Annotated in this window: 20 protein-coding genes; 8 read left to right on the top strand and 12 right to left on the bottom strand. The window is 65.7% G+C overall.

The genetic code is table 11. The features are described 5' to 3' along the window. The first annotated feature begins 14 nt into the window (after positions 1 to 14). Positions 15 to 2,279 carry a bifunctional (p)ppGpp synthetase/guanosine-3',5'-bis(diphosphate) 3'-pyrophosphohydrolase gene (locus VDP74_RS03185; protein ID WP_322998175.1) on the top strand — a complete coding sequence of 755 codons (2,265 nt, stop codon included), beginning with the start codon at positions 15 to 17 and terminating at the stop codon, positions 2,277 to 2,279. A 238-nt stretch (positions 2,280 to 2,517) separates the two neighbouring features. Here the strand turns inward: VDP74_RS03185 and VDP74_RS03180 are convergent, their stop codons facing one another. Next, positions 2,518 to 4,473 (bottom strand): SurA N-terminal domain-containing protein, encoded by a 1,956-nt coding sequence (locus tag VDP74_RS03180; RefSeq protein WP_322998174.1) that lies wholly within the window; start codon positions 4,471 to 4,473, stop codon positions 2,518 to 2,520. Positions 4,474 to 4,738: 265 nt separating this feature from the next. Here VDP74_RS03180 and ugpQ point away from each other — a divergent pair, with 265 nt between their 5' ends. Both ugpQ and VDP74_RS03170 read left to right on the top strand, forming a co-directional pair. Beyond that, positions 4,739 to 5,506, top strand: a complete 768-nt coding sequence (gene ugpQ / locus VDP74_RS03175) for a glycerophosphodiester phosphodiesterase (protein ID WP_322998173.1) — start codon at positions 4,739 to 4,741, stop codon at positions 5,504 to 5,506. An 8-nt stretch (positions 5,507 to 5,514) separates the two neighbouring features. Continuing rightward, positions 5,515 to 6,471, top strand: coding sequence for a 23S rRNA (adenine(2030)-N(6))-methyltransferase RlmJ (locus VDP74_RS03170; protein WP_322998172.1), 957 nt, complete (start codon positions 5,515 to 5,517; stop codon positions 6,469 to 6,471). Here the strand turns inward: VDP74_RS03170 and VDP74_RS03165 are convergent. Both VDP74_RS03165 and VDP74_RS03160 read right to left on the bottom strand, forming a co-directional pair. After that, entirely contained in the window at positions 6,444 to 7,175 is a 732-nt protein-coding gene (locus VDP74_RS03165) for a pseudouridine synthase (RefSeq protein ID WP_322998171.1), read from the bottom strand. The genes VDP74_RS03170 and VDP74_RS03165 overlap by 28 nt on opposite strands. Before the next feature lie 69 nt (positions 7,176 to 7,244). After that, entirely contained in the window at positions 7,245 to 7,583 is a 339-nt protein-coding gene (locus VDP74_RS03160; RefSeq protein ID WP_322998316.1) for a P-II family nitrogen regulator, read from the bottom strand. Positions 7,584 to 7,666: 83 nt separating this feature from the next. Between VDP74_RS03160 and argH the strand changes: the two genes are divergently transcribed. Further along, positions 7,667 to 9,100, top strand: coding sequence for an argininosuccinate lyase (gene argH, locus VDP74_RS03155; RefSeq protein WP_322998170.1), 1,434 nt, complete (start codon positions 7,667 to 7,669; stop codon positions 9,098 to 9,100). Between the two features lie 96 nt (positions 9,101 to 9,196). Here argH and VDP74_RS03150 read toward each other — a convergent pair whose 3' ends face one another. From VDP74_RS03150 to surE, 7 genes are all read right to left on the bottom strand, one after another. Then, positions 9,197 to 9,934, bottom strand: coding sequence for a sulfurtransferase (locus VDP74_RS03150; protein WP_322998169.1), 738 nt, complete (start codon positions 9,932 to 9,934; stop codon positions 9,197 to 9,199). 129 nt (positions 9,935 to 10,063) lie between these two features. After that, positions 10,064 to 11,254: an MFS transporter gene (locus tag VDP74_RS03145; RefSeq protein WP_322998168.1), complete on the bottom strand. Its 1,191-nt coding sequence runs from the start codon at positions 11,252 to 11,254 to the stop codon at positions 10,064 to 10,066. 37 nt (positions 11,255 to 11,291) lie between these two features. After that, complete coding sequence (gene rlmD / locus VDP74_RS03140) at positions 11,292 to 12,602, bottom strand: 23S rRNA (uracil(1939)-C(5))-methyltransferase RlmD (protein WP_322998315.1); 1,311 nt, start codon at positions 12,600 to 12,602, stop codon at positions 11,292 to 11,294. Between the two features lie 4 nt (positions 12,603 to 12,606). Then, a complete protein-coding gene (locus tag VDP74_RS03135; RefSeq protein WP_322998167.1) occupies positions 12,607 to 13,386 on the bottom strand; it encodes a 3'-5' exonuclease in 780 nt (259 codons plus the stop codon). Continuing rightward, positions 13,383 to 14,219: a peptidoglycan DD-metalloendopeptidase family protein gene (locus tag VDP74_RS03130; protein WP_322998166.1), complete on the bottom strand. Its 837-nt coding sequence runs from the start codon at positions 14,217 to 14,219 to the stop codon at positions 13,383 to 13,385. The genes VDP74_RS03135 and VDP74_RS03130 overlap by 4 nt, the downstream gene beginning before the upstream one ends. 13 nt (positions 14,220 to 14,232) lie before the next feature. After that, positions 14,233 to 15,048: a protein-L-isoaspartate(D-aspartate) O-methyltransferase gene (locus VDP74_RS03125; protein WP_322998165.1), complete on the bottom strand. Its 816-nt coding sequence runs from the start codon at positions 15,046 to 15,048 to the stop codon at positions 14,233 to 14,235. Further along, a complete protein-coding gene (gene surE, locus VDP74_RS03120; protein ID WP_322998164.1) occupies positions 15,045 to 15,791 on the bottom strand; it encodes a 5'/3'-nucleotidase SurE in 747 nt (248 codons plus the stop codon). The genes VDP74_RS03125 and surE overlap by 4 nt, the downstream gene beginning before the upstream one ends. A 135-nt stretch (positions 15,792 to 15,926) precedes the next feature. On the opposite strand from surE, the gene plsY reads away from it, so the two are divergent. Continuing rightward, a complete protein-coding gene (plsY, locus tag VDP74_RS03115; RefSeq protein WP_322998163.1) occupies positions 15,927 to 16,568 on the top strand; it encodes a glycerol-3-phosphate 1-O-acyltransferase PlsY in 642 nt (213 codons plus the stop codon). Between the two features lies 1 nt (position 16,569). Here the strand turns inward: plsY and tsaD are convergent, their stop codons facing one another. Then, positions 16,570 to 17,616: a tRNA (adenosine(37)-N6)-threonylcarbamoyltransferase complex transferase subunit TsaD gene (tsaD, locus tag VDP74_RS03110; RefSeq protein WP_322998162.1), complete on the bottom strand. Its 1,047-nt coding sequence runs from the start codon at positions 17,614 to 17,616 to the stop codon at positions 16,570 to 16,572. Positions 17,617 to 17,722: 106 nt separating this feature from the next. Here tsaD and VDP74_RS03105 point away from each other — a divergent pair, with 106 nt between their 5' ends. The 3 genes from VDP74_RS03105 to VDP74_RS03095 all read left to right on the top strand — a co-directional run bounded on the left by VDP74_RS03105 (position 17,723) and on the right by VDP74_RS03095 (position 20,991). Beyond that, positions 17,723 to 19,015 (top strand): NCS2 family permease, encoded by a 1,293-nt coding sequence (locus VDP74_RS03105; protein WP_322998161.1) that lies wholly within the window; start codon positions 17,723 to 17,725, stop codon positions 19,013 to 19,015. Between the two features lie 84 nt (positions 19,016 to 19,099). Then, positions 19,100 to 19,480, top strand: a complete 381-nt coding sequence (trxA, locus tag VDP74_RS03100) for a thioredoxin (protein ID WP_322998160.1) — start codon at positions 19,100 to 19,102, stop codon at positions 19,478 to 19,480. Continuing rightward, positions 19,477 to 20,991, top strand: a complete 1,515-nt coding sequence (locus VDP74_RS03095) for an MFS transporter (RefSeq protein WP_322998159.1) — start codon at positions 19,477 to 19,479, stop codon at positions 20,989 to 20,991. The genes trxA and VDP74_RS03095 overlap by 4 nt, the downstream gene beginning before the upstream one ends. A 14-nt stretch (positions 20,992 to 21,005) precedes the next feature. On the opposite strand, the gene VDP74_RS03090 is transcribed toward VDP74_RS03095, so the two are convergent. Next, positions 21,006 to 21,992, bottom strand: a complete 987-nt coding sequence (locus VDP74_RS03090; protein WP_322998158.1) for a serine hydrolase — start codon at positions 21,990 to 21,992, stop codon at positions 21,006 to 21,008. Positions 21,993 to 22,201 lie beyond the last annotated feature (209 nt).

Below are 22,201 nucleotides of genomic sequence, written 5' to 3'. Positions count from 1 at the left end.
GATAAGGCAGGCTCATGGCGTTTTCAGGCATTCGCGGCGCATCATCCGGCTTATTGGCGGTTCTCCGCAAAGGCCCCAGACTGCGCCGGCGAAAACCCCATAACGCCCCGGCCTCCCTGCCCGCTGCCGCGCCCAGCCCGATCGCCTCGCTGGCAGGCCTGCAGCAGATCATCTCCGGCTACCTCTCGCCACGCGATATCGAACGCGTGCGCGAAGCCTACCGCTTTGCGGACAACGCCCACCTGGGGCAGTTCCGCGAAAGCGGCGAACCCTACATTTCCCACCCCATCGCCGTCACGGAAATCTGCGCAGGCTGGAAGCTCGACGCCGACTCCTTGATGGCGGCGCTGCTGCACGACGTCATCGAAGACCAGGGGGTCGCCAAACAGGAACTGGCCGAGAAATTCGGCCCCGACGTCGCCGATATCGTCGACGGCCTGACCAAGCTGGAACGCCTGGAATACGCGACGAAGGCCGAACAGCAGGCAGAATCCTTCCGCAAGATGCTGCTGGCCATGGCGCGCGACGTGCGCGTCATCCTGATCAAGCTCGCCGACCGGCTGCACAATATGCGCACGCTGGACGCCGTGGTGCCGGACAAACGCCGCCGGGTCGCCCGCGAGACCCTGGACATCTACACGCCCATCGCCCATCGACTGGGCCTCAATGCCCTGTTTCGCGAACTGCAGGACCGCTGCTTCAAGGCCATGTACCCGAACCGCTACGACGTTCTGTACAAGGCCATGATGGCGGCACGCGGCAATCGCCGCGAGGTCATCACGAAGATCGCCGAATCCGTGCGTACGGCACTGCCCGCCGCCGGTCTGGACGCCGAGGTCAGCGGGCGCGAAAAATCCCTGTACGGCATCTACAAAAAGATGGTCGAACAGAAGAAATCATTTTCCGACGTGCTCGACATCTACGGCTTTCGCGTCGTGGTCCACACCCTGCCCGAATGCTATCTGGCCCTGGGCACCCTGCATCAGCTCTACCGGCCGGTTCCCGGCAAATTCAAGGACTACATCGCCATCCCCAAGATCAATGGCTACCAGTCCCTGCACACCACCCTGATCGGCCCCTACGGCACGCCGGTCGAATTCCAGTTCCGCACCCGCGACATGGACCACGTGGCCGAGGAAGGCGTGGCATCCCATTGGCTCTACAAGGAACAGGGCACATCGCTGAACGACTTGCAGAAACGCACCCACCAGTGGCTGCAGTCCCTGCTCGACATCCAGAGCCAGACAGGCGATTCCGGCGAGTTCCTGGAACACGTCAAGGTCGATCTCTTCCCCGACGCGGTATACGTGTTCACGCCCCAGGGGAAAATCCTGTCGCTGCCGCGAGGCGCCACACCAGTGGACTTCGCCTACGCCATCCACACCGACGTGGGCAACCATGCCGTCGCCTGCAAGATCAACGGCGATTTCTCACCGCTGCGCACGGAACTGCACAGCGGCGATGCCGTCGAGATCATGACGTCAGCCGCCTCGCGGCCCAGCGCCCAGTGGCTGAATTACGTGCGCACCGGGCGGGCTCGATCCGAAATCCGCCACTATCTGCGCACCGAGCGCTACGAGGAATCCATCGCCTTTGGCCGCCGCTTGCTGAACCAGGCCTTCGACCAGTTGGGCATCGCCTACCCGAAGGACGACGATCCTCAGTGGGAACGCCTGGCCAAAGGCTCCGGCGGGGCATCGCGCATCGAAATCCTGGCCGACATCGGCCTGGGCAAACGCCTTGCCGCCGTCGTGGCGCGGCGCTTTGCCCCCGAAAACGCCATGCTGGAAACCACAGCCATGGCCGTGGACGAATTCAACGCAGTCAGCGGCGCCCCCATCGTCATCCACGGTAACGAGGGCCAGGCCGTGCAGCTGGCGCCATGCTGCGGGCCACTGCCGGGCGATGCCATCATCGGCGGCATTCGCCTGGGCCATGGCCTGGTCGTGCACATGAGCGACTGCCCGGTCGCGCAACGCCAGCAGGCAAAAGAGCCCGAGCGCTGGATTCCGGTCGTCTGGGATGCCACCACGGCCCGCCACCTGAGCACCCGTCTGGACATCACCGTCCTGAACGAGCGCGGCGTGCTGGGCCGCCTGGCGGCGGAAGTCACGGAAGCCGATTCCAACATCACGCAACTGACCATGCCCGACGAGGCCGCCGCCACCGCGCTGCTGCACCTCACCGTCCAGGTCGACAGCCGCAAACACCTGGCCCAGGTGATCCGCGCCATCCGGCACGTCCCTCAGGTCCAGAAGATCGTGCGGGCGAAAGGATAATTCCAGACTAAAAAAGGTTCACTGCGGACCTTTTCTGCCGGAATTATCGGAGCGCCTTGCAAGGCGCGACGTGGGGAGATGCCACAATCCAAGACAGGTCCCTGCGGACCATAATGCGCCTATAGAATCCGAGTCGCCTGCAGGCGACGGGGTGGAGAGATGCCTCTGCCCAAGAAGGCCTCTGAGACATCCCTGGCCGAAGGATGACAAGAGCGGCCTGCAAGGGCCGCTCTTGTCATCAATTGCTGCTGCTGTCGCCCTTCTCGATCAGCTGATGACCTTCTTCGGTGATCTTCACCTTCAGGGATTTCCGCAGATCGACCACCAGGGCCTGTTCTTCCACACCGCCCCAGATCTGTGCCAACTGCGTCCCCAGGCCATCCAGCGCAGGCTTATCGGTACTGCCCGGCTTGACCTGATCCAGCTGCACGATGGCATAGGCATCCGGCAGCGACACGCCGCCATACGCCGGCAAGTTCTGGTGCGGCACCCCGAAGGCCGCATCCATCACGGCCTTGCTCAGGCCGGCCGGATCCAGGCGGCTGATGGTGACGGGGTCCTGGAAACCTTCCGACGAGGACTGCTGTTTCAGCGACGCCAGGACCTTTTCGCCTGCGGCCACTGCAGCCGCCTGCGCACGTTCGGCCAGCAAGAGCGTCCGGATGTGCGCCTGTTCCTTGTCCAGGTCGGGCACATGAGCCGGCGTCACGGCATTCGCCCGCACCACGATCATGGTGTCGGGGGAAATCTCGATCACGCCGGAATTCTGCTTGTCGGTCAGCACCTGGCGGCTGAACAGAGCCTGGCGCACTCGCACATCGCCCAGGATGGCAGCGTCCTTGGATTTGGCAGCCGCATCGGGGCCGGCCTCGTCGGCCGTCAGCAGGCGATCACGGGCAATCCCCTGGACCTGGCGCACCTGCAGGCCCAGTTCCTTGGCGGCGGGCTCCAGGCTGTTCGCATTGTCGTACACCAGGCTGGTGAGCTTGGTGGCCATGTCGGCGAAACGGTCAGCGGCCAGCTGGCGACGGACTTCGGCTTCGACCTTGCTCCGAGCCTCGTCGAAGGTCTCGCCCTTTTCGGGCTGAACCTGGTTGGCGATGAAAACGTGATAGCCGTCCGGGCCCTTGACCGGGTCGGAGATTTCACCCTGCTTCAGCGCGAAGATGGCCTGTTCCATGGGCAAGGGCAAGGTGCCGCGCTGAATCCAGCCCAGCGTGCCGCCGTCCCGGGCCGTCCCGGCGTCCTGGGACTCCTTGCGAGCCAGTTCGGCGAACTGCTGCGGTTCCGTCCGGGCGCGGCGACTGACTTCCTGGGCGTTCGCCAGGGCCGCCTTTGCGGCCTCGTCCGAGGCGCCGGCCGGCAATTTGATCAGGATATGGCTGACATTCACCCGGGCAGGCACCACATAACGGGTCTTGTTCTGCTCGTAGTAGTCCTTCAGCTGGGCTTCGCTGACGGCCGGCACACTGGCCACGGCGGCAGCTTCGTCCAGCACCAGATAGTCGGCGGCCACCTGTTCGGGCAGGCGCAGATCGTCCTGGTGCGCGTCGTACCAGGCCTTGATGTCCTGGGGTTCGATAGCCACGTCCTTGGTGTAGTCCTTGGCCTGGAAGACGCGCAGGCGCACGGTGCGTTCCTCGGTCAGGGCGCGCTTCAGGCTGTCCAGCACGGGTTGCGGCAAGGCGGCAGTATCACGCACCGGGCCCAGCACCGTATCCAGCGCCAGTTCGGCCCGCTGGCTGGCTTCGAAATCCCGGGGGCTCATGCCGATGGACGCCAGAACCTCGTGGTAGCGGTCGGCGGAAAACTGGCCGTCTACCTGCACCTGAGGCATGGCGGCGATTGCGCGGCGCAAAGAGTTGTCCGACACGCTGAAGTGTTCCTGGGTGGCCACCGCAATCTGGACCTTGCGATCGATCAGTTGGTCCAGCAGCGCCTGGCGGGCCTGCGGGTTGTCCAGCAGCGCCGGGTCAAAGCGGCCCTGGCTGCTTTCCTGCATCTGCTGCAGTTGATTGCGCTGGGCCTGGGTGAATTCCTGCTTGGTCACGGAAAGCTTGCCGATCTCGGCCACGGCCGGATCAGCCGTCACGAAGGAATAGCCGCTGATGCCAAGAAACACGAAAGACGGCACCACCAGGATCAGGAGGATCAACTGCATCAAGCGCTGGTGCGTGCGTATGAAATCAAACATGGGCGAAGGTCCTGCAAAGGATGACGGCCGACGAGACCGGCACCATCCGGAACAAAAAAGGCGAACACCGTCGCCCCAACTGGCTGGCCGAAATCGACCACCTGAAATGTCACGCAGTTTAACACTGTGATGCCCAGGCTGTGCAGGCGGCCCGGCCGGGCCGGCCGTCAGCCGGACGCCCGCTCAGGCCAAGCATATCTTCAGGCTGCAGGTCAACCCGGCAAGCCGCTAAAATGGACAGGTTTCCCCATTCATCCGGATCCTCATGACGACACCGCATCCCGCCTGGTCCTGGCCTGCCTTCATTGCCCACCGGGGCGGTGGCCGTCTGGCACCCGAAAACACGCTGGCCGCCATGCGCACGGGTGTGGCCCACGGATTCCGGATGGCCGAATACGACGTCAAGCTCAGCCAGGACGGCGTCCCCTTCCTGCTGCATGACGACGACATCGACCGCACATCGGACGGGCACGGCCTGGCCAGCGCGCTGGATTGGAAGGCCCTGGCCGACCATGATTTCGGCGCCTGGCACAGCCGCGACTTCACCGGCGAGCCCGCCCCCACACTGCTGTCCGTCGCCCGCTACACGCAGGCATGCGTGATGCACAGCAACATCGAAATCAAGCCCACTACAGGGTACGAACACGACACCGGCATCGCAGTGGCCCGGGCCGCCGCCCGACTGTGGGCGGGCGCTGTCCTGCCGCCACTGTTGTCGTCCTTTTCCGAAACGGCCCTGGAAGCCGCCCGCACGGCAGCCCCGGAACTGCCCCGCGCCCTGCTCATCGAAGGCCCGGTGCCGTCCGACTGGCGGGCCCGCCAGACAGGCCTGGGCTGCATCGGCTTGAACATCGACACTGCATACGCTGACCGTGCCGTGGTGCGTGACATCCTGGATCAGGGCGCCACCCTGTCCATCTGGACCGTCAACGACCCGGACCGCGCCCGCGAACTGCTGTCCTGGGGCTGCCACGCGGTCTTCACGGACGCGCTCGACAGCGTCAACCCTCAGGCCCTGGGCCTGAACCCCTAGGCCGCCCCATGTTCAGCTACCGTCACGCCTTCCATGCCGGCAATCACGCCGACGTCCTGAAACACGCCATCCTGGTGCAGGTCCTGGATTACTTCAATCGCAAGGACAACCCCTACTGGGTGATCGACACCCATGCCGGGGCCGGGCTGTATGCGCTGGACGGCGACTGGGCCGGCCAAAGCGGCGAAGTCACCGAAGGCCTGGATCGCCTGCTGGGCGCCACCCAGCCACCCGCATTGATCGAGCGCTACCTGCACGTCATCCAGGACTTCAATCCCGACGGCGTGGCCAATCTGTATCCGGGCTCTCCCTGCCTGGCGCTGCATGCCATGCGCCCCGACGACCGCCTGCGTCTGTTCGAACTGCACCCCACCGAAGGACAGGTACTGGAAGACACGCTGCGCCAGCAGATGCGCGCCTCGCGCCGCCAGGTGGCGGTGGCCCGCGAAGACGGCTTTGCCGGCCTGAAGCGCCTGCTGCCGCCACCGCCCCGGCGCGGGCTGATCCTGATCGATCCGTCCTACGAAAACAAGCAGGACTACCGGCACGTGCTGCAGGCGTTGAAAGACGGGCTGCAGCGCTTTGCCCAGGGATGCTTCGTCATCTGGTACCCGCTGGTGCAACGCGTCCAGGCCCACGAAATGGTGCGTGCGCTGGAACGCCTGCCGGTAGACTGGCTGAACGCCAGCCTGACGATCCGCAAACCCTCGGCAGACGGCTTGGGCATGCACGGCAGCGGCATGTTCGTCGTGAATCCGCCCTGGACGCTGGAAGCCGAACTGCGCGCAGCCCTGCCCTGGCTGCAGGCGACCCTGGGGCAGGACGAGCAGGCGAAATTCAGCCTGACTCGCCCGACTCAGGCCCGACCGGGCAAAGAGGCCGAGCAGGACGAATCAGATTTCCGCGAGCCGCCGCCCGCCCGGCACGCGCTACCGCGTCAGAAACGCTCGCCTTCGCGCAGATAGCGCCACTGTCCCAGCGGCAGGTCGCCCAGTACGACCTGCCCCATGCGCACGCGTTTCAGGCCCACGACTTTCAGCCCGACCTGTTCGCACATGCGGCGGATCTGCCGTTTGCGGCCCTCGTTCAGGATGAAATGCAGCTGGTCTTCGTTCTGCCAGCGTACCTTGGCCGGGCGCAGCGCCTGGCCATCGAGCATCAGGCCGTGATTCAGCAGCGCCAGGCCGCCAGACGACAGCCGGCCGTCGACCCGCACCAGGTATTCCTTTTCGAGGCCGGAATCATCGCCGATCAGCTGGCGGGCAATGCGTCCGTCTTGCGTCAGCACCAGCAGCCCCTGGGAGTCGATATCCAGGCGCCCTGCGGGTGCCAGGCCACGCACGTGCGCCGGGTCAAAGGCCCGACGGCTCTGCCCGGCATGAAACTGGGTATCCGCCCGCACCAGGGACGCCGCCAGGCGATAGCCATGGTCGGCCTGGTGCGACACGTAGCCTACGGGCTTGTTCAGGATGATCGTGACCTTGTCGGTCTGGCGTCGCGTCGCCTGCCGTTCCAGCGAGATGCGGGCATTGGGCCAGGCCTTGGTGCCCAGTTCGCGCACGATCTGGCCATCCACACGGACCCAGCCGCGTTCGATGTAGGCATCGGCTTCGCGGCGCGAACACAGGCCGCGCTGGGCCATCAATTTTGAAATTCGGACAGGTTCCATGATGGAGCGCATTGTAGCGTTCACCAAGCCACCGTGTCGCCCAGGGCACCACTGCCGCCCAGCCGGGCGCTACAGGGCCTCGACGCCGGTTTCCCCGGTACGGATGCGAATGGCCTGTTCGACCGGCGTGACGAAGATCTTGCCGTCGCCGATCTTGCCGGTGCGTGCCGCGCGGATGATCGCCTCGATCACCCCATCGGTCTGATCCGCCGCCACCACCACGTCGATACGGATCTTGGGCAGGAAATCCACGACGTATTCAGCCCCGCGATACAGTTCCGTGTGGCCCTTCTGCCGCCCAAAGCCCTTGACCTCGGTCACGGTCAGGCCGTTCACCCCGAGTTCGGACAGGGCTTCTCGCACTTCGTCCAGTTTGAAAGGCTTGACGATGGCTGTGATCTGCTTCATGTCGGGTTGCGCCATGATCTCCGGTATCCGCTGAAAAGCTTTTAATATAGCGCAGGTCATGCCTCATTTATAATTTCCGCACTATGTCCAATACCCCATCCGCACACAATCAATTCGACAACAAATCCCAGGCGTGGTCGGCGCGGTTCTCCGAACCCGTCTCCGATCTGGTGAAACGTTACACGGCTTCGGTCAACTTCGACCAGCGCATGGCCGCCTTCGACATCCAGGGTTCTCTGGCGCATGCCGACATGCTGGCGGCCGTGGGCGTCATCGGCGCGGCCGACCTGGCCGACATCCAGCGCGGCATGGCGCAGATCCTGCAGGAAATCCAGGACGGCCAGTTCCAGTGGTCGCTGGACCTCGAAGACGTGCACCTGAACATCGAAAAGCGCCTGGTGGAATTGATCGGCGACGCCGGCAAGCGCCTGCACACTGGGCGTTCGCGCAACGACCAGGTCGCGACCGACATCCGCCTGTGGCTGCGCCACGAAATCGACCTGGCCATTGATCTCCTGGGCCAGTTGCGCGTCCGCCTGGCCACGCTGGCGCTGGAACACGCCAGCACCATCCTGCCCGGGTTCACGCACCTGCAGGTGGCCCAACCCGTCACCTTCGGCCACCATTTGCTGGCCTATGCGGAAATGTTCGGCCGCGATGCCGAACGCCTGGCCGACTGCCGCCGACGCACCAACCGCCTGCCGCTGGGCGCCGCCGCCCTGGCGGGCACCAGCTATCCCATCGACCGCGAACGGGTCGCCAAGACCCTGGGCTTTGACGAGGTCTGCCGCAATTCACTGGACGCCGTGTCCGACCGCGATTTCGCCATCGAATTCTGCGCCGCGGCATCGCTGATCATGACGCACATCTCGCGCTTGTCCGAGGAACTGGTCCTGTGGATGAGTCCACGTGTCGGTTTCATCGACCTGGCCGACCGCTTCTGCACCGGCAGTTCCATCATGCCGCAGAAAAAGAACCCCGACGTGCCCGAACTGGCCCGAGGCAAGACCGGCCGCGTGCACGGCCACTTGATGGCACTGCTGGTCCTGATGAAAGGCCAGCCGCTGGCCTACAACAAGGACAACCAGGAAGACAAGGAAGGCCTGTTCGACACGGCCGACACCATTCGCGACACGCTGACCCTCTTCGCCGACATGATGGGCGGGGTGCGGGTCAAGCCCGACGCCATGCGCGCCGCCGCCCTGCAGGGCTACGCCACCGCCACCGACCTGGCCGACTACCTGGTCAAGCGCGGCGTGCCCTTCCGCGACGCCCACGAAACCGTGGCGCTGGCGGTACGTGCCTGCGAACAGCGCGGCTGCGATCTGGCCGACCTGTCCCTGGACGAACTGCGCGCCTTCCATGCCGACATCCAGGACGACGTCTTCCAGGTGCTGACGCTGGAAGGCTCGGTCGCGGCCCGCAAGCACATCGGCGGCACCGCCCCCGAACGCGTTCGTATCGAGGCGCAACGGATATTGGATAAGTCTGGGCATGGATCAGTCCCTGCGGACTGATCCATGCCTGACGAATCGGAGCGGCCTGCAGGCCGCGACGTGGAGAGATGCTCCGGCTTGAGACCGGGGCACTTCATCCAGTCGCCCTTGATGACGCTAGGCCACCGGCACGGCCAGGTCCGTGCCCAGCGCTTCACGCTCGTCAAAGACGAAACAGCTGCCCTCGAACCCAGGGCCGCCGGTTTCCTCGAAATACTTGAGGATGCCGCCTTCCAGCTGATAGACATGGGTCAGGCCTTCCTCGGCCATGAAAATCGCGGCTTTCTCGCAGCGGATGCCGCCGGTGCAGAAACTGACCACCGTCTTGCCTGCCAGTTCAGCGCGATGCGTCCGCACTGCAGCGGGAAATTCTGAAAATTTGCTCAGCCGCCAGTCGATGGCATCGGTGAACGTGCCTGCATCCACCTCGAAACCATTGCGGGTGTCCAGCATCACGACTTCACGCCCTTCATCATCCAGGCCCTGCTCCAGCCAGCGCGCCAGGGTGGACGCATCCACCGCCGGCGCCCGCCCGGCTTCAGGCCGGATCGCCGGATGGTTCATGCGGATGATTTCACGCTTGATCCTGACCCGGGTGCGCCGGAACGGCACGGCATCGGAATAACTGTACTTGGCCTGCAGGGGCGCGAAGCGGGCATCCGCGCGCAGCCAGCCCAGGAACGCCTCGATGTCGTCCTGGCCGCCCGCCAGGAACGCATTGATGCCTTCCGGCGCGAGCAGCACCGTGCCTTTCAAGTCCAGCGCCAGGGTCCGGGCCAGGATGCGCTCACGCAGATCCGGCAGATCGTCCAGGGAAACGAACAGGTAGGCGGCAATGTTGGTGATGGGTGGCATGACGGCGGTCGGACAATGGATCAGGCCGCATTTTAGAGGCAATGCGTCGATGCAGCCTGCCCTCCCACACGCCTTCGTCACTGGTGGCCCCCTGCCAGACGATGGCCAGCCGCAGCCGGGGCGGCTGCGCTACCCGTCACGACGTCCGCGCCCCGCCGGCGTACCCAGCCCCAGCAACGCCACTGCAGCGAATGCCGCGCCGGTCAGGAACGTCGCCGAGGGCCCCCAGAATTGCCACAGCCAGCCGGCCAGGACGCTGGCCAGCAGCATGCACACGCCGCTGGCCAGGTTGAAGATGCCGAAGGCCGTGCCCTTCATGCCCGCCGGCGTCGTGTCCGCCACCATGGCGGACAGGATCCCCTGGCTGAACCCCATGTGCAGCCCCCAAAGCGCCGCGCCGGCCAGCAGCGACCCGACGCCGCCGGCCTTGACCGCCAGGGCCAGGTCCGCCAGCACCAGCAGGACCAGGCCGGCCGCCAGGACGGCGGAGCGCGGCACACGGTCCGATAGCCAGCCTGCCGGATAGGCGGACAAAGTGAAGAAGAGCGACATCACGATCAGCACGATGGGCGCCCAGGAGGCGCTCAGGCCCATGTCTTCTCCGCGCAGGATCAGGAACGCCTCGCTGAAGCGCGCCAGCGTAAACACCGCACCGATCGCCACCACCCGCCAGTAGGCGGCGCCGAAGTCGCGCGCCGCACGCCAGCGGATGGGCGAGCGAAACGGCTTCGTCCCATCCCGGTCCCCGCGCGTTTCGCGCACCCCCCAGAGCAGCAGCCCCATGGCGACGACGCCCGGCGCCACGGCGAACCACAGGACGTGCCGGATATCCGCGAAGACCAGCATCAAGACGACCGCCATCGCCGGCCCCAGGACCGCGCCCACGGTGTCCATGGACTGGCGCAGCCCGAAGGCCGCGCCGCGGATTTCCGGCGGCGTGACGTCGGCCACCAGGGCGTCGCGCGGCGCGCCCCGGATGCCCTTGCCGATCCGGTCGATGAAACGCGCGGCGAAGACCATGTCCACCGTCTGCGCCAGGGGAAACAAGGGTTTGCTGAGAGTTGCCAGGCCATAGCCCGCCAGCAACAGGGCCTTGCGGCGCCCCAGAAAATCGCTGATGGCGCCGGAAAAGACCTTGACGATCATGGCCGTGGCCTCGGCCACGCCCTCGATCACCCCCACTGTCAGCACGCTGGCCCCCAGGCCCGAGACCAGGAAGATCGGCAGCAGGCTGTGGATCAGTTCGGAAGACAGATCCATGAACAGGCTGACCAGGCCCAGCATCCAGACGGTGCGGGGAATGACGCGCTTTCCGCTCATATCCAAAACGGAATTCCCAGAGCGCATGCGACTTCCTTCAGGGTTCAAAGACCGCGATCGATTCCACGTGCGCCGTGTGCGGGAACATATTGACCGCGCCTGCGGCCTTCAGTGTCCATCCGCCCACATGGCACAGCATCCCGGCGTCGCGCGCCAGGGTGGCGGGATTGCACGATACGTAGACGACCCGACGCGGGCGCTCGTCGGGCGCGAGTTCCGCCAGGGCCTGCGCCACGGCCAGGGCGCCCTCGCGCGGGGGGTCGATCAGCATGCGATCGAAATGCCCCAGGCCGCGCAGCCAGCCGGCATCGACCTCGAACAGATTCAATTCGGCAAACTCGGTCCGCTCAGCCAGGCCCTGGCGTGCGGCGTCTTCGCGGGCGCGAGCGACCAGTGTGGCGCTGCCCTCGATGCCCACCACCGCGCGGCTGCGCGTGGCCAGCGGCAGACTGAAATTGCCCAGGCCGCAGAACAGATCCGCCACGCGGTCGTCGGGCTGAATGCCCAGCAGGTCCAGGGCCCGCGCGATCAGGACCTGGTTGATGTGCGGATTGACCTGGGTGAAGTCGGCGGGCTTGTAGTGCATGCGCAGGCCGTAGGCCGGCAGCGCATAGGCCAGCGCATCGGCCCGGGCCGGGTCCAGGGGATGGGCGGTGTCCGGCCCCTTGGGTTGCAACCACCAGTCGATGGCGTGCCGTTGGCCGAACTCGCGCAGGCGGTCCAGATCGGCCGGCGTCAGCGGTTCCAGGTGCCGCAGGCAGAAGACGGTGGCTGCGTCGCCCACGGCCACCTCGATCTGCGGCATGCGATGGGGCTGCGACAGGCTGCCGATCAGTTCGCGCAAAGGCATCAGCAGAGCCGATACGTGCGGCGGCAGTACCAGGCAGGACTGCATGTCGGCCACATAGCTGCTGCCGCGCTCGCGGAATCCGACCAGCACGCCGCCTTTTTTCTGCACCAGCCGCACGGACAGGCGGGCGCGATGGCGGTAGCCCAAGGTCGGCCCCTGCAGCGCGGGCAGGATCTGCAGCGGACGGACCTTGCCGATGTGCTCCAGCGCGTCTTCCAGGGAACGCTGTTTGACGGCGATCTGTGCGGCCGGTTCCAGGTGCTGCATGGCGCAGCCCCCGCAGACTCCGAAATGCGGGCACGGAGGCCGAGCGCGTTGTGAGGAAGGCTTCAGGACGCGTTCGACCTTGGCCTTGTCGTAAGACGGCTTGCGCCGCTTCACGCGGGCCAGGATCCGCTCGCCGGGCAGAGCGCCCTCGACGAAGACGACCTTGCCTTCGTGATGGGCGATTCCCTGCCCCTCGAGATCCAGCGATTCGATATCCAGGGGGTACACAATGGGTTCAGGCATGATTCCAGGCGGAGAGGAATTCCTTCCAGTGCGGTGCGTCGATGGCGGCCAGGGTGTCGCGCACCAGGTCGATTTCGGCGGCATAGGACGTGGCGTCCAGATCGCCCTTGATCAGGCGATACCGACAATAGACCAGCCAGGTGTTGACCACGTCGGTTTCACAGTAGTTGCGTACGTGGTCGCGGTCGCCCGCATGCCAGGTCTGCCAGACCTGGCCACCGTCCATGTCGAGCTTGCCGGGAAAGCCGCAGAGCTTGGCCAACTGATCCAGGGGAGCGTTGGCGCGGCCATTGAACTTCGCCAGCACATCCATCAGATCGACGTGGCGCGTGTGATAGCGGTTCAGGTAGTTGTTGAAGCGGAAATCGCGATCGTCCTCGCCGGTGTCCCAGTAGCGCGGGGCGGCCACGCCATGGATCAGGCTGCGGTAGTGCAGCACCGGCAGATCGAAGCCGGAGCCGTTCCAACTGACCAGCGTGGGGGTGTAGTGGCCGATCGTCTTGAAGAAGCCGGCAATCAGGGTGGATTCCGGATCGTCGGCCTGGCCGATGGTGCGCACGCGAAACCCTTGGTCATCGCGAAAGGCGCAGCCGATCACTGCCACCTGCTGCAGATGCAAGGGCAGGAAATCGTTGCCATGCGTCTCCCGGCGCTGGGCCAATGCGGATTCGATCAGCTCGGCATCCGACAGATCGGCCCACTGGGGATTCAGGCGCCGCAGCCCCGCCGCGTCTGGAATGGTTTCCAGGTCGAAGACCAGGGTGGGCGTCATCGAGCAGGCAGATAGGACAAGGGATTGACCGGCGTGCCCCGGCGGCGGATCTCGAAATGCAGGCGTGGCGAGGTGGTGTCGGACTGGCCGATCGTGGCGATCTTGGCGCCTTTCTTGACGATCTCGCCGGTCTTGACCAGCAGCGACTGGTTATGCGCATAGGCAGTGATGAAACCGTCGCTGTGGCCCAGCAGGATCAGGTTGCCCAGTCCTCGAACCCCGTTGCCGGCGTACATGACCTTGCCAGCGGCGGCGGCGGTCACCGGCGCCCCGATGGCGCCTTCGATGTCGATGCCCTTGGTGGTGTTGTTGAACCCCTGGATGATCTTGCCGCCCGCGGGCCAGCCCCAGCTGACCAGGCCGGCATCGCTGGCGCGGGAAGCCGTGGTGTCCACGGGGGCTGGCGCGCCGGTAGCCTCGGGCGTAGTGGAGGCCGCGCCGCCGGCAGGCTTGGTCTGCACCGGCGTGGCCACTGCCGTGGACGAGCCCGACGGCTGAGGCGTGTTGGCGTCCAGGCGCAGGACCTGGCCGATCGCCAGCTGGGTGGGGTTGGAAATATTGTTCAACTGGGCCAGGCGGGACACTTCCATGCCATGGTCCTGGGCGATCTTGTAGAGCGTGTCACCCGCACGCACCACGTAGGTGCCGCGCGCAGCCGCCTGCGCCCCGGAGGCCGCAGAGGCGTTGGAATGGTCCGCAACCGGGGCCCGCTGAGAGCGCGAGGCGCATCCGGCCAGGGCGACCGCCGACAGGACGGCGGCCAAAATCATCATGCGCCCGGTGCGCGGCGGTTGGGTGAACGGAGCATCTGTCACCAGCGTCCCATCGAGCATATGGTTCTCCTACTTAGGTCTGCGTGCCAGGACGCAGCGGTACGAATCGGACGTCTTCGAGTTCCACCCGATGCCAGGAAGAAGGACCGGTGCGCTCGAAGAGAATCAGTCTCTGGTGCGTCGAGCCCTCGGGGGCGATCAATCGCGCACCGATAGCCAGCTGATGCAGCAGGACTTCAGGGATTTTAACGCCCGCAGCCGCCACGACAATGCCATCGAAGGGCGCCCGGTGTTCCAGCCCTTGCATGCCATCGCCAAAGGACAGGCGCACCCGCCCCCGGGAACGCCCTTGGGACAGGTTCAGGCGCGCCTGGTCGTAGAGCCCGCGAATGCGCTCCACGGCGTAGACCTCGGGCACGAACTGCGCCAGCACCGCAGCCTGATAGCCGCAGCCGGCGCCGATTTCCAGCACCCGCTGGGGGTCCCGACCCTCGCACATGACGGCCAGCATATAAGCCACCACCCAGGGCTGCGAGATCGTCTGCCCGTAGCCGATGGGCAAGGCGGCGTCTTCGTATGCGCGGCTGGCCAGTCCCTGGTCGACGAAATCGTGGCGCGGCACCGTCTGCATGGCCGCCAGCACCCGATCATCGGTAATGCCCTGCTCGCGCAGCCTGCGCACCATCTGGGTGCGCAGGCGATCCGAATTCAGGCCCAGGTTGGCAGGCAGCGCGGATGCAAGGGCGGCGCCACCCTGGGCAGGCGCATGCGGCCCCAGGATGCGGGTATTGCTGTTGGCCACGGAATAACCCGGCCCCAGCGCGGAACTGCGCACCGGGCTGCGGGCGATCCGGAAAGACCGGTCCAGCGGATGGCGCGGTTTGTTCATCGATCGCCCACCCAATGGGCCACTGCCTGGGTCTGAGTATGATCGGTCAGATCCAGGCGCAACGGCGTGAGCGACACCGCCTGCGAGGCGATGGCGCCGAAATCCGTGTCGGGTCCGCCATCCAGGGCCGTGCCGACCGGCCCGATCCAGTACACCGCATCGCCATACGGAGTCGTGCTGCGGATGACCGGTTCGGAAGGGTGCCGGCGCCCGAGGCGCGTGGCCCGAAAGCCCGACAGCTGCCGATACGGCACAGCCGGGATGTTGACGTTGAGCAACAGGGGATTCTGCCAGGGCTGGTCGCGAAACCGCGTCACCAGTTCAAGCGCGACCTGGACGGCGGTATCCAGGTGCTTCCAGTCGCGCTCCACCAAGGAGAACGCCATGGACGGCACGCCGAACAGATAGCCTTCCGAAGCGGCCGCCACCGTGCCGGAATACAGGGTGTCTTCCCCCATGTTGGCGCCGTTGTTGATGCCGGACACTACCAGGTCGGGGCGAAAATCCAGCAAGCCGGTCATGGCGACGTGCACGCAGTCGGAGGGCGTGCCATTGACGAAATGAAAGCCGTTGGCCGCCTGGCGCAAGGACAGGGGCCGGCGCAGGGTCAGGGAATTGGACGCCGCGCTGCAATTGGTCTCAGGCGCCACCACGGTAATGTCGCCCAGCGGCCGCAAGGCCGCCGCCAGCGCCTCGATGCCCGCCGCGTTGTAGCCATCATCATTGGTGACCAGAATACGCATTGCCTTGTCTTCCTGCCTGAAACCGGATGGTGCGAATTGTACTCGGGGATATCCCCTGTCTGGGTGACGGGGCCGCCCATGCGCTTTAGAATGCCCCCATTCCAATTTTCCGCGACGGCCCGGCCGCCCTCTTCCATGTCCGAATTCTCTTTCATAGGCGGTTCCATCCTGGCTCTGGTGCTGGGATACCTGATCGGATCGGTGTCCTTCGCCGTGGTGGTCAGCCGGGTGATGGGCCTGCGCGACCCGCGCAGCTTCGGTTCGGGCAACCCCGGCGCGACCAACGTGCTGCGCGGCGGCAACAAGCTCGCGGCCTTGCTGACTCTGCTGGGCGATGCCGCCAAAGGCTGGCTGGCCGTCGCGCTGGCGGCCTGGGCCATCACCCAGGGCTGGCTGTCCGGCGCCGCGCTGCCGCTGGCGGGCCTGGGGGCGTTCCTGGGGCACCTGTATCCGCTGTTCCTGCGCTTTCGCGGCGGCAAGGGCGTGGCCACGGCGCTGGGCGTGCTGCTGGCCCTGCAACCCTGGCTGGCGCTGGCGACCGCGCTGACCTGGGTGATCGTGGCGGCCACGACCCGGTATTCTTCGCTGGCCGCCATCATGGCCGCCATCTTCGCGCCGTTCTACTACCTGCTGGGCAATAACGTCGCCTGGCGCATCAACGTGCTGACGGCCCTGGTCATCGTCTTCATCAGTGTGCTGCTGCTGGCCCGCCACCACGAGAACATCGCCCGCCTGCTCGCCGGCAAGGAAAGCCGCATCGGCAGCAAAAAGAAATAGTTCAGGCAGGGACGCAGACGTCCTGCAGGTCCCAGCGCGGCCGCACGGCAAAGCCCGCATCCTGCGGCGCCGCCAGGTCGACCAGGCCGGCCTTGACCCGCTGTACTGCAGCCCAGGCGATCATTGCGCCATTGTCAGTGCACAACTGCAGGGGCGGAAAATACGCCTGCCCACCCAATGCCGACAACGCCTCCTGCAACTGCTGCCGCAGATGGCGATTGGCCCCCACGCCGCCCGCCACGACCAAGGTCTTCAGTCCCGTCCGGCGCAGGGCCTGCAGGGATTTGGCCGCCAGCACGTCGACGATGGCGGCCTCGGTCGAGGCGGCCAGGTCGGCTCGCGCGCTCGGGTCGGCTTCCCGGCCTTCGGCCTGCAAGGCCCGCATGCGCGTCATGACGGCGGTTTTCAGGCCGCTGAAGCTGAAATCCAGATCGCCGCTATGCAGCATGGGACGCGGCAAGGCATGGCTGCGGGGATCCCCCTGCTGCGCCAGGCGCGACAATTCCGGTCCCCCCGGATATCCCAGCCCCATGAGCTTGGCGCTTTTGTCGAAGGCCTCGCCGGCCGCGTCGTCCAGCGTCTCGCCCAGCAACTGGTAGCGCCCCACCCCGTCGACGCGCATCAACTGGGTATGCCCGCCGGACACCAGCAGGGCAACGAAGGGAAACGCGGGGACTTCGTCGGCCAGCAGGGGCGACAGCAGATGGCCTTCCAGGTGATGGATGGGAATCGCCGGCACATTCTGCGCCCAGGCGAACGCTCGCGCAAAGCCCGCGCCCACCAGCAGGGCTCCCGCCAGGCCAGGCCCGGCCGTATAGGCCACGGCATCCAGATTTTCTGGGCGCACGCCGGCCTCGTCCAGCACTTGCCGAGTCAGCGGCACGATACGCCGGATGTGGTCGCGCGAGGCCAGTTCCGGCACCACGCCGCCGTATTCGCGGTGCATGGCGATCTGGCTGTGCAAGGCGTGCGCCAGCAGGCCACGGTCCGTGCAGGCAATCGCCACGCCCGTTTCGTCGCAGGAACTCTCGAATCCGATGATCAGCATAGGGCGCAGTGTACCGCTGTTCCCAAAAGGGTTTTGAGCGCCGTAGAATGAGGTCGTTGCAGAAAATACGTCGTCAATAAATCGCTTCAACATCTGGGGACAGATCATGTTCGAACAGCTCTTCAAGCTCAAGGAACACGGGACCAACGCCCGTACCGAACTGCTTGCCGGCCTCACCACTTTCCTGACGATGTCCTACATCGTGTTCGTCAATCCCGACATCCTGTCGAGCACGGGCATGGACAAAGGATCCGTCTTCGTGGCCACCTGCCTGGCGGCCGCCCTGGGGTCGCTGATCATGGCCTTCGTCGCCAACTGGCCCATCGGCATGGCGCCCGGCATGGGGCTGAACGCGTTCTTCGCCTTCACCGTGGTCGCGCAGATGGGCTATTCCTGGCAGCAGGCGCTGGGGGCGGTGTTCATCTCGGGGGTGGTGTTCGTCATCCTGACCGTCACCGGCGCCCGAGAATGGCTGGTGGCCGGCATTCCAGCCTCGCTAAGGGCCGCCATCGCAGCCGGCATCGGGCTGTTCCTGGGCATCATCGCCCTGAAGACCGCCGGCATCGTCGTCCCCAATCCGGCCACCATGGTCGGTCTGGGCGACCTGACCCACGCCACTACGCTGTTTGCCATCCTGGGCTTTTTCATCATCGCCGCGCTGGGGGCCATGCGGGTAAAAGGCGCGATCCTGATCGGGATCCTGGCCATCACCCTGCTGTCCATCGTGACCGGCCTGACTCAGTACCAGGGCATCTTCTCCGCGCCGCCCAGCCTGGATCCCACGTTCTTCAAGCTGGACATCGCCGGAGTGCTGAACACCGGGTTCTTCCACATCATCCTGGTGTTCGTGCTGGTAGAAGTCTTTGATGCGACCGGCACGATGATCGGGATCGCCACGCGCGCCGGCCTCGTCACGCCGAACAATCCGGGCCGCCTGGGCCGCGCCCTGCTGTCCGACAGCTGCGCCATCGTCGCGGGCTCGTTCCTGGGCACCAGCAGCACCACGGCCTACATCGAAAGCGCCTCCGGCGTGCAGGCGGGCGGGCGCACCGGCATGACCGCGCTGGTCATCGCCGTGCTGTTCCTGCTGGCGCTGTTCCTGTCGCCGCTGGCCGGCATCGTGCCCGCCTACGCCACCGCGCCCGCCCTGCTGTACGTGGCCTGCCTGATGCTGCGCGAACTGGTCGACGTGCAATGGGACGACATCACCGAATCCGTTCCTGCCGCCATCGCCGCCGTAGCCATGCCCCTGACCTACTCCATCGCCAATGGCCTGGCCTTCGGCTTCATCAGCTACGTGGTGATCAAGGCCCTGTCGGGGCGTTTTCGCGACATCCACCCGGCCACCCTGCTGGTCGCCGTGCTGTTCGTCATCAAGTACGCCCTGTTTCCCGGCTGAGTCTTGCAAGGCAGGTACACTGCCCCCATATGATCAGAAATCCGGCAAGCGGCCTTTTGCCGCCTGCCACAGTCAGGAGCCCGCATGAGCATCATTGAACTCACCCAGGAAACCTTCCAGGAAGCCACCCAGGCCGAACAACCCCTGATCATCGACCTCTGGGCGCCGTGGTGCGGTCCGTGCCGCCAGTTTGCCCCCACCTTCGAGGCCGCTGCCGAGAAACACCCGGACGTCACCTTCGCCAAGATCAACACCGAAGAACAGCAGGAACTGGCCACGGCCCTGCGCATCCGCTCGATTCCGACCCTGATGGTATTTCGCGAGAACGTGCTGCTGTTCCAGCAGGCTGGCGCCCTGGCGGCATCGCAGCTTGAAGAACTGATCACCCAGGTCAAGGCCGTCGACATGACGCAGGTGCACGCCCAGATCGCCGAACAGGAAAAGGCGTCCTCGACCACGCATTGAACCTCCCTCACCCCGCCCGCCCATCCAGCGCCCACCGGCCAGACCCTGGCCGGTGGCGCATTCTGGGCATCCTGCTGACCACCATCTTCATGTCCCTGATCGGGGTCAGCATCGTCAACGTCGCACTGCCCTCGATCCAGACCTCCCTGAACGCCTCGCAATCCGATATGCAGTGGGTGCTGTCGGGATACGCGCTGACGTTCGGCGTAGTGTTGGTTGCGGCGGGCCGCGCGGGCGATCTGATGGGGCGCGGCGGCCTGTTCCTGGCTGGCGTGGCGCTATTCACGCTGTCGTCCATCGCCGCCGGCCTGGCGCCGAACGCCGACTGGCTCAATGGTGCGCGCTTTCTACAGGGGGTTGGGTCAGGCCTGCTCAACCCGCAGGGCCTGGGCATGATCCAGCACTATTTCCGCGGCGCCGAACGCGGTCGCGCCTTTGGCTATTTCGGCACTGTCGTCGGATTTTCCGTGGCCATCGGTCCGGTGCTGGGCGGTCTGCTGATCGAACTGGGCGGCCTGCACCTGGGCTGGCGGCTGACGTTCCTGGTCAACGTGCCCATCGGCATCGCCGTCATCGTTCTGGGGCTGAAGTGGTTTCCCCGGCCCCTGCTCCAGCGCCCGGACCGCGTCCACCCGCCAGGCGCGGCAGGCAACCCTGACGCCCAGGCCGCCGCGCGACTGGGATGGCGTTCCCTGGACCCCGTCGGATCCCTGCTGCTGGGGCTGGCCGTGCTGTCGGTCCTGTACCCCTTCGTCGAATCCCGCACTTCGCCACTGACCTGGGCCCTGCTGCCGCTGGGCCTGGCGCTGGCCGGCCTGTGGATTCTCTGGGAACGCGGCGTAATGCGCCGAGGCGGCAGCCCCATGGTCGATCTGCGCATTTTTTCCACTGCCAGCTTCAGCAACGGCGTCCTGATCATGGCGCTGTATTTCCTGGGCATGACCAGCGTCTGGGTGCTGGTCGCCCTGTACGTACAGCAAGGCCTGGGCATGTCGGCCCTGGAATCGGGGCTGTTCGGCATTCCCGCCGCCCTGTTCTCGTCCTGGGCGGCCGACTGGGCCGGTCGCCGGGTCATGGCCTACGGCCGCAAGATCGTCATCGGCGGCCTGTTCCTGGCCCTGCTGGGCCTGGGCCTGAGCATAGGGGTGATCCTGCTGCAGGCCTATGGCCTGATCAGCGCCTGGTGGCTGCTGCTCACCCTGTCCTTCATCGGGCTGGCGCAGGGATCGGTCATCAGCCCCAACCAGGCCCTGACGCTGATGGACGTGCCTCTGGATTACGCCGGCAGTTCGGGGGCCATCATGCAGACGGGCCAGCGCATCGGAACATCCGTGGGCATCGCCATGATCACCGCCGCCGTGTTCTGGACGCTGGACGGATCCTCGTCGTGGCACCTGGCCACTGCGGCGGGCTTTGGCGTGATCGCCGCAGTCGTCGTGCTGGCTCTGGTCTTCGCCTACAAGGACCAAAGCGACCGCCGCAGGCAAAGTCGCACAATCATCGCGGAGTGATCCCGCGACGGGGTCTATTTCGCGGCCATCCTGCTGCTCAGGACGCGCCGCACGCGCACCGCATCGCCAAAGCGCGAACCGCTCATGCCCTGGGCGTTGAGCAGCACCATGGCCAACTGCCGACCGCCCAGCTCCAGCATCATGACCAGGCAATTGCCGGCCTCGCGGGTTGTGCCGGTCTTGGACGCCAGGATCGCCCAGTCAGGCCTGCCCACCAACATATTGGTATTGTGGAAGGTCTGGCCCGCAAGCTTGTCTCCAGGGTCGGTCGTGAACTGCCGGATCAGCGGCTGTTCTGCAGCGGCCTTGACCAGCCGCACCAGATCGCCGGCCGAGGACACGTTTTCATTGGACAGGCCGACGGGTTCCACGAACCTGGAATTGCTCATGCCCAGCACCTGAGCCTGGGCGTTCATGGCATCGACAAATGCCCGTATGCCGCCTGGATAGGTGCGCCCCAGGGCATGGGCCGCGCTGTTTTCGGACGACATCAGCGCCAGATGCAGCAGATCCGAGCGGCTGAGGCTGGCACCGACCGCCAAGCGCGACGGCAGTTCACTGGGCACGGCATTGTCGCTGGCGTCGATGCTGATCATCTCGTCCATGGGGAGGCCGGCCTTGACCACCACCAGGGCGGTCATCAGCTTGGTGATCGACGCGATCGGCCGCACCTCGTCCGGCTCGCGGGCGAACAGGACATCATTCGTACCCATGTCTTTCACCAGAATCGTGGTGGAGGTCAGCTTTTCGATTTCCTTGGTCGGATTGCGCGTGACCAGCGAAGCACGGGCCGCAGCGTCCGGGTCCAGGGGGTCTGGCTGTGCGCCCCAACGCTGGACCGCAATGCGTTTGCCGTAGCCATGCTGGCAGATCGGCAAGGCGGGTTGGGCATTGCAAGGATGGAAATTGGCGACCTGAGCAGACGCGGCCGACGGCCACAGCAGGGTTGCCGCCAGGGCCAGCATGACGCAGGATGCCGCCCGCACGTATCGCAATGCCATGACCGCCCCCGATTGATCGACGCGACGCAAGACCACACCCGGCTTGCCTGATGGACCCTGCAAAGCATCTTACTATTATTTTCCGGAGATCAGAAAGAAACGGGCGCCCTCGCAAGGACGCCCGCTTTCCACTCAGACCGAACGATCAGGCGGCATCAGCCGAACAGGCCCGGCAGCCAGAGGCTGACGGCGGGCACGTAGGTGATGAA

The organism is Castellaniella sp., assembly GCF_034674885.1.
Lineage (GTDB): Bacteria > Pseudomonadota > Gammaproteobacteria > Burkholderiales > Burkholderiaceae_B > Castellaniella.
This window is presented reverse-complemented; position numbering and strand designations above follow the sequence as displayed.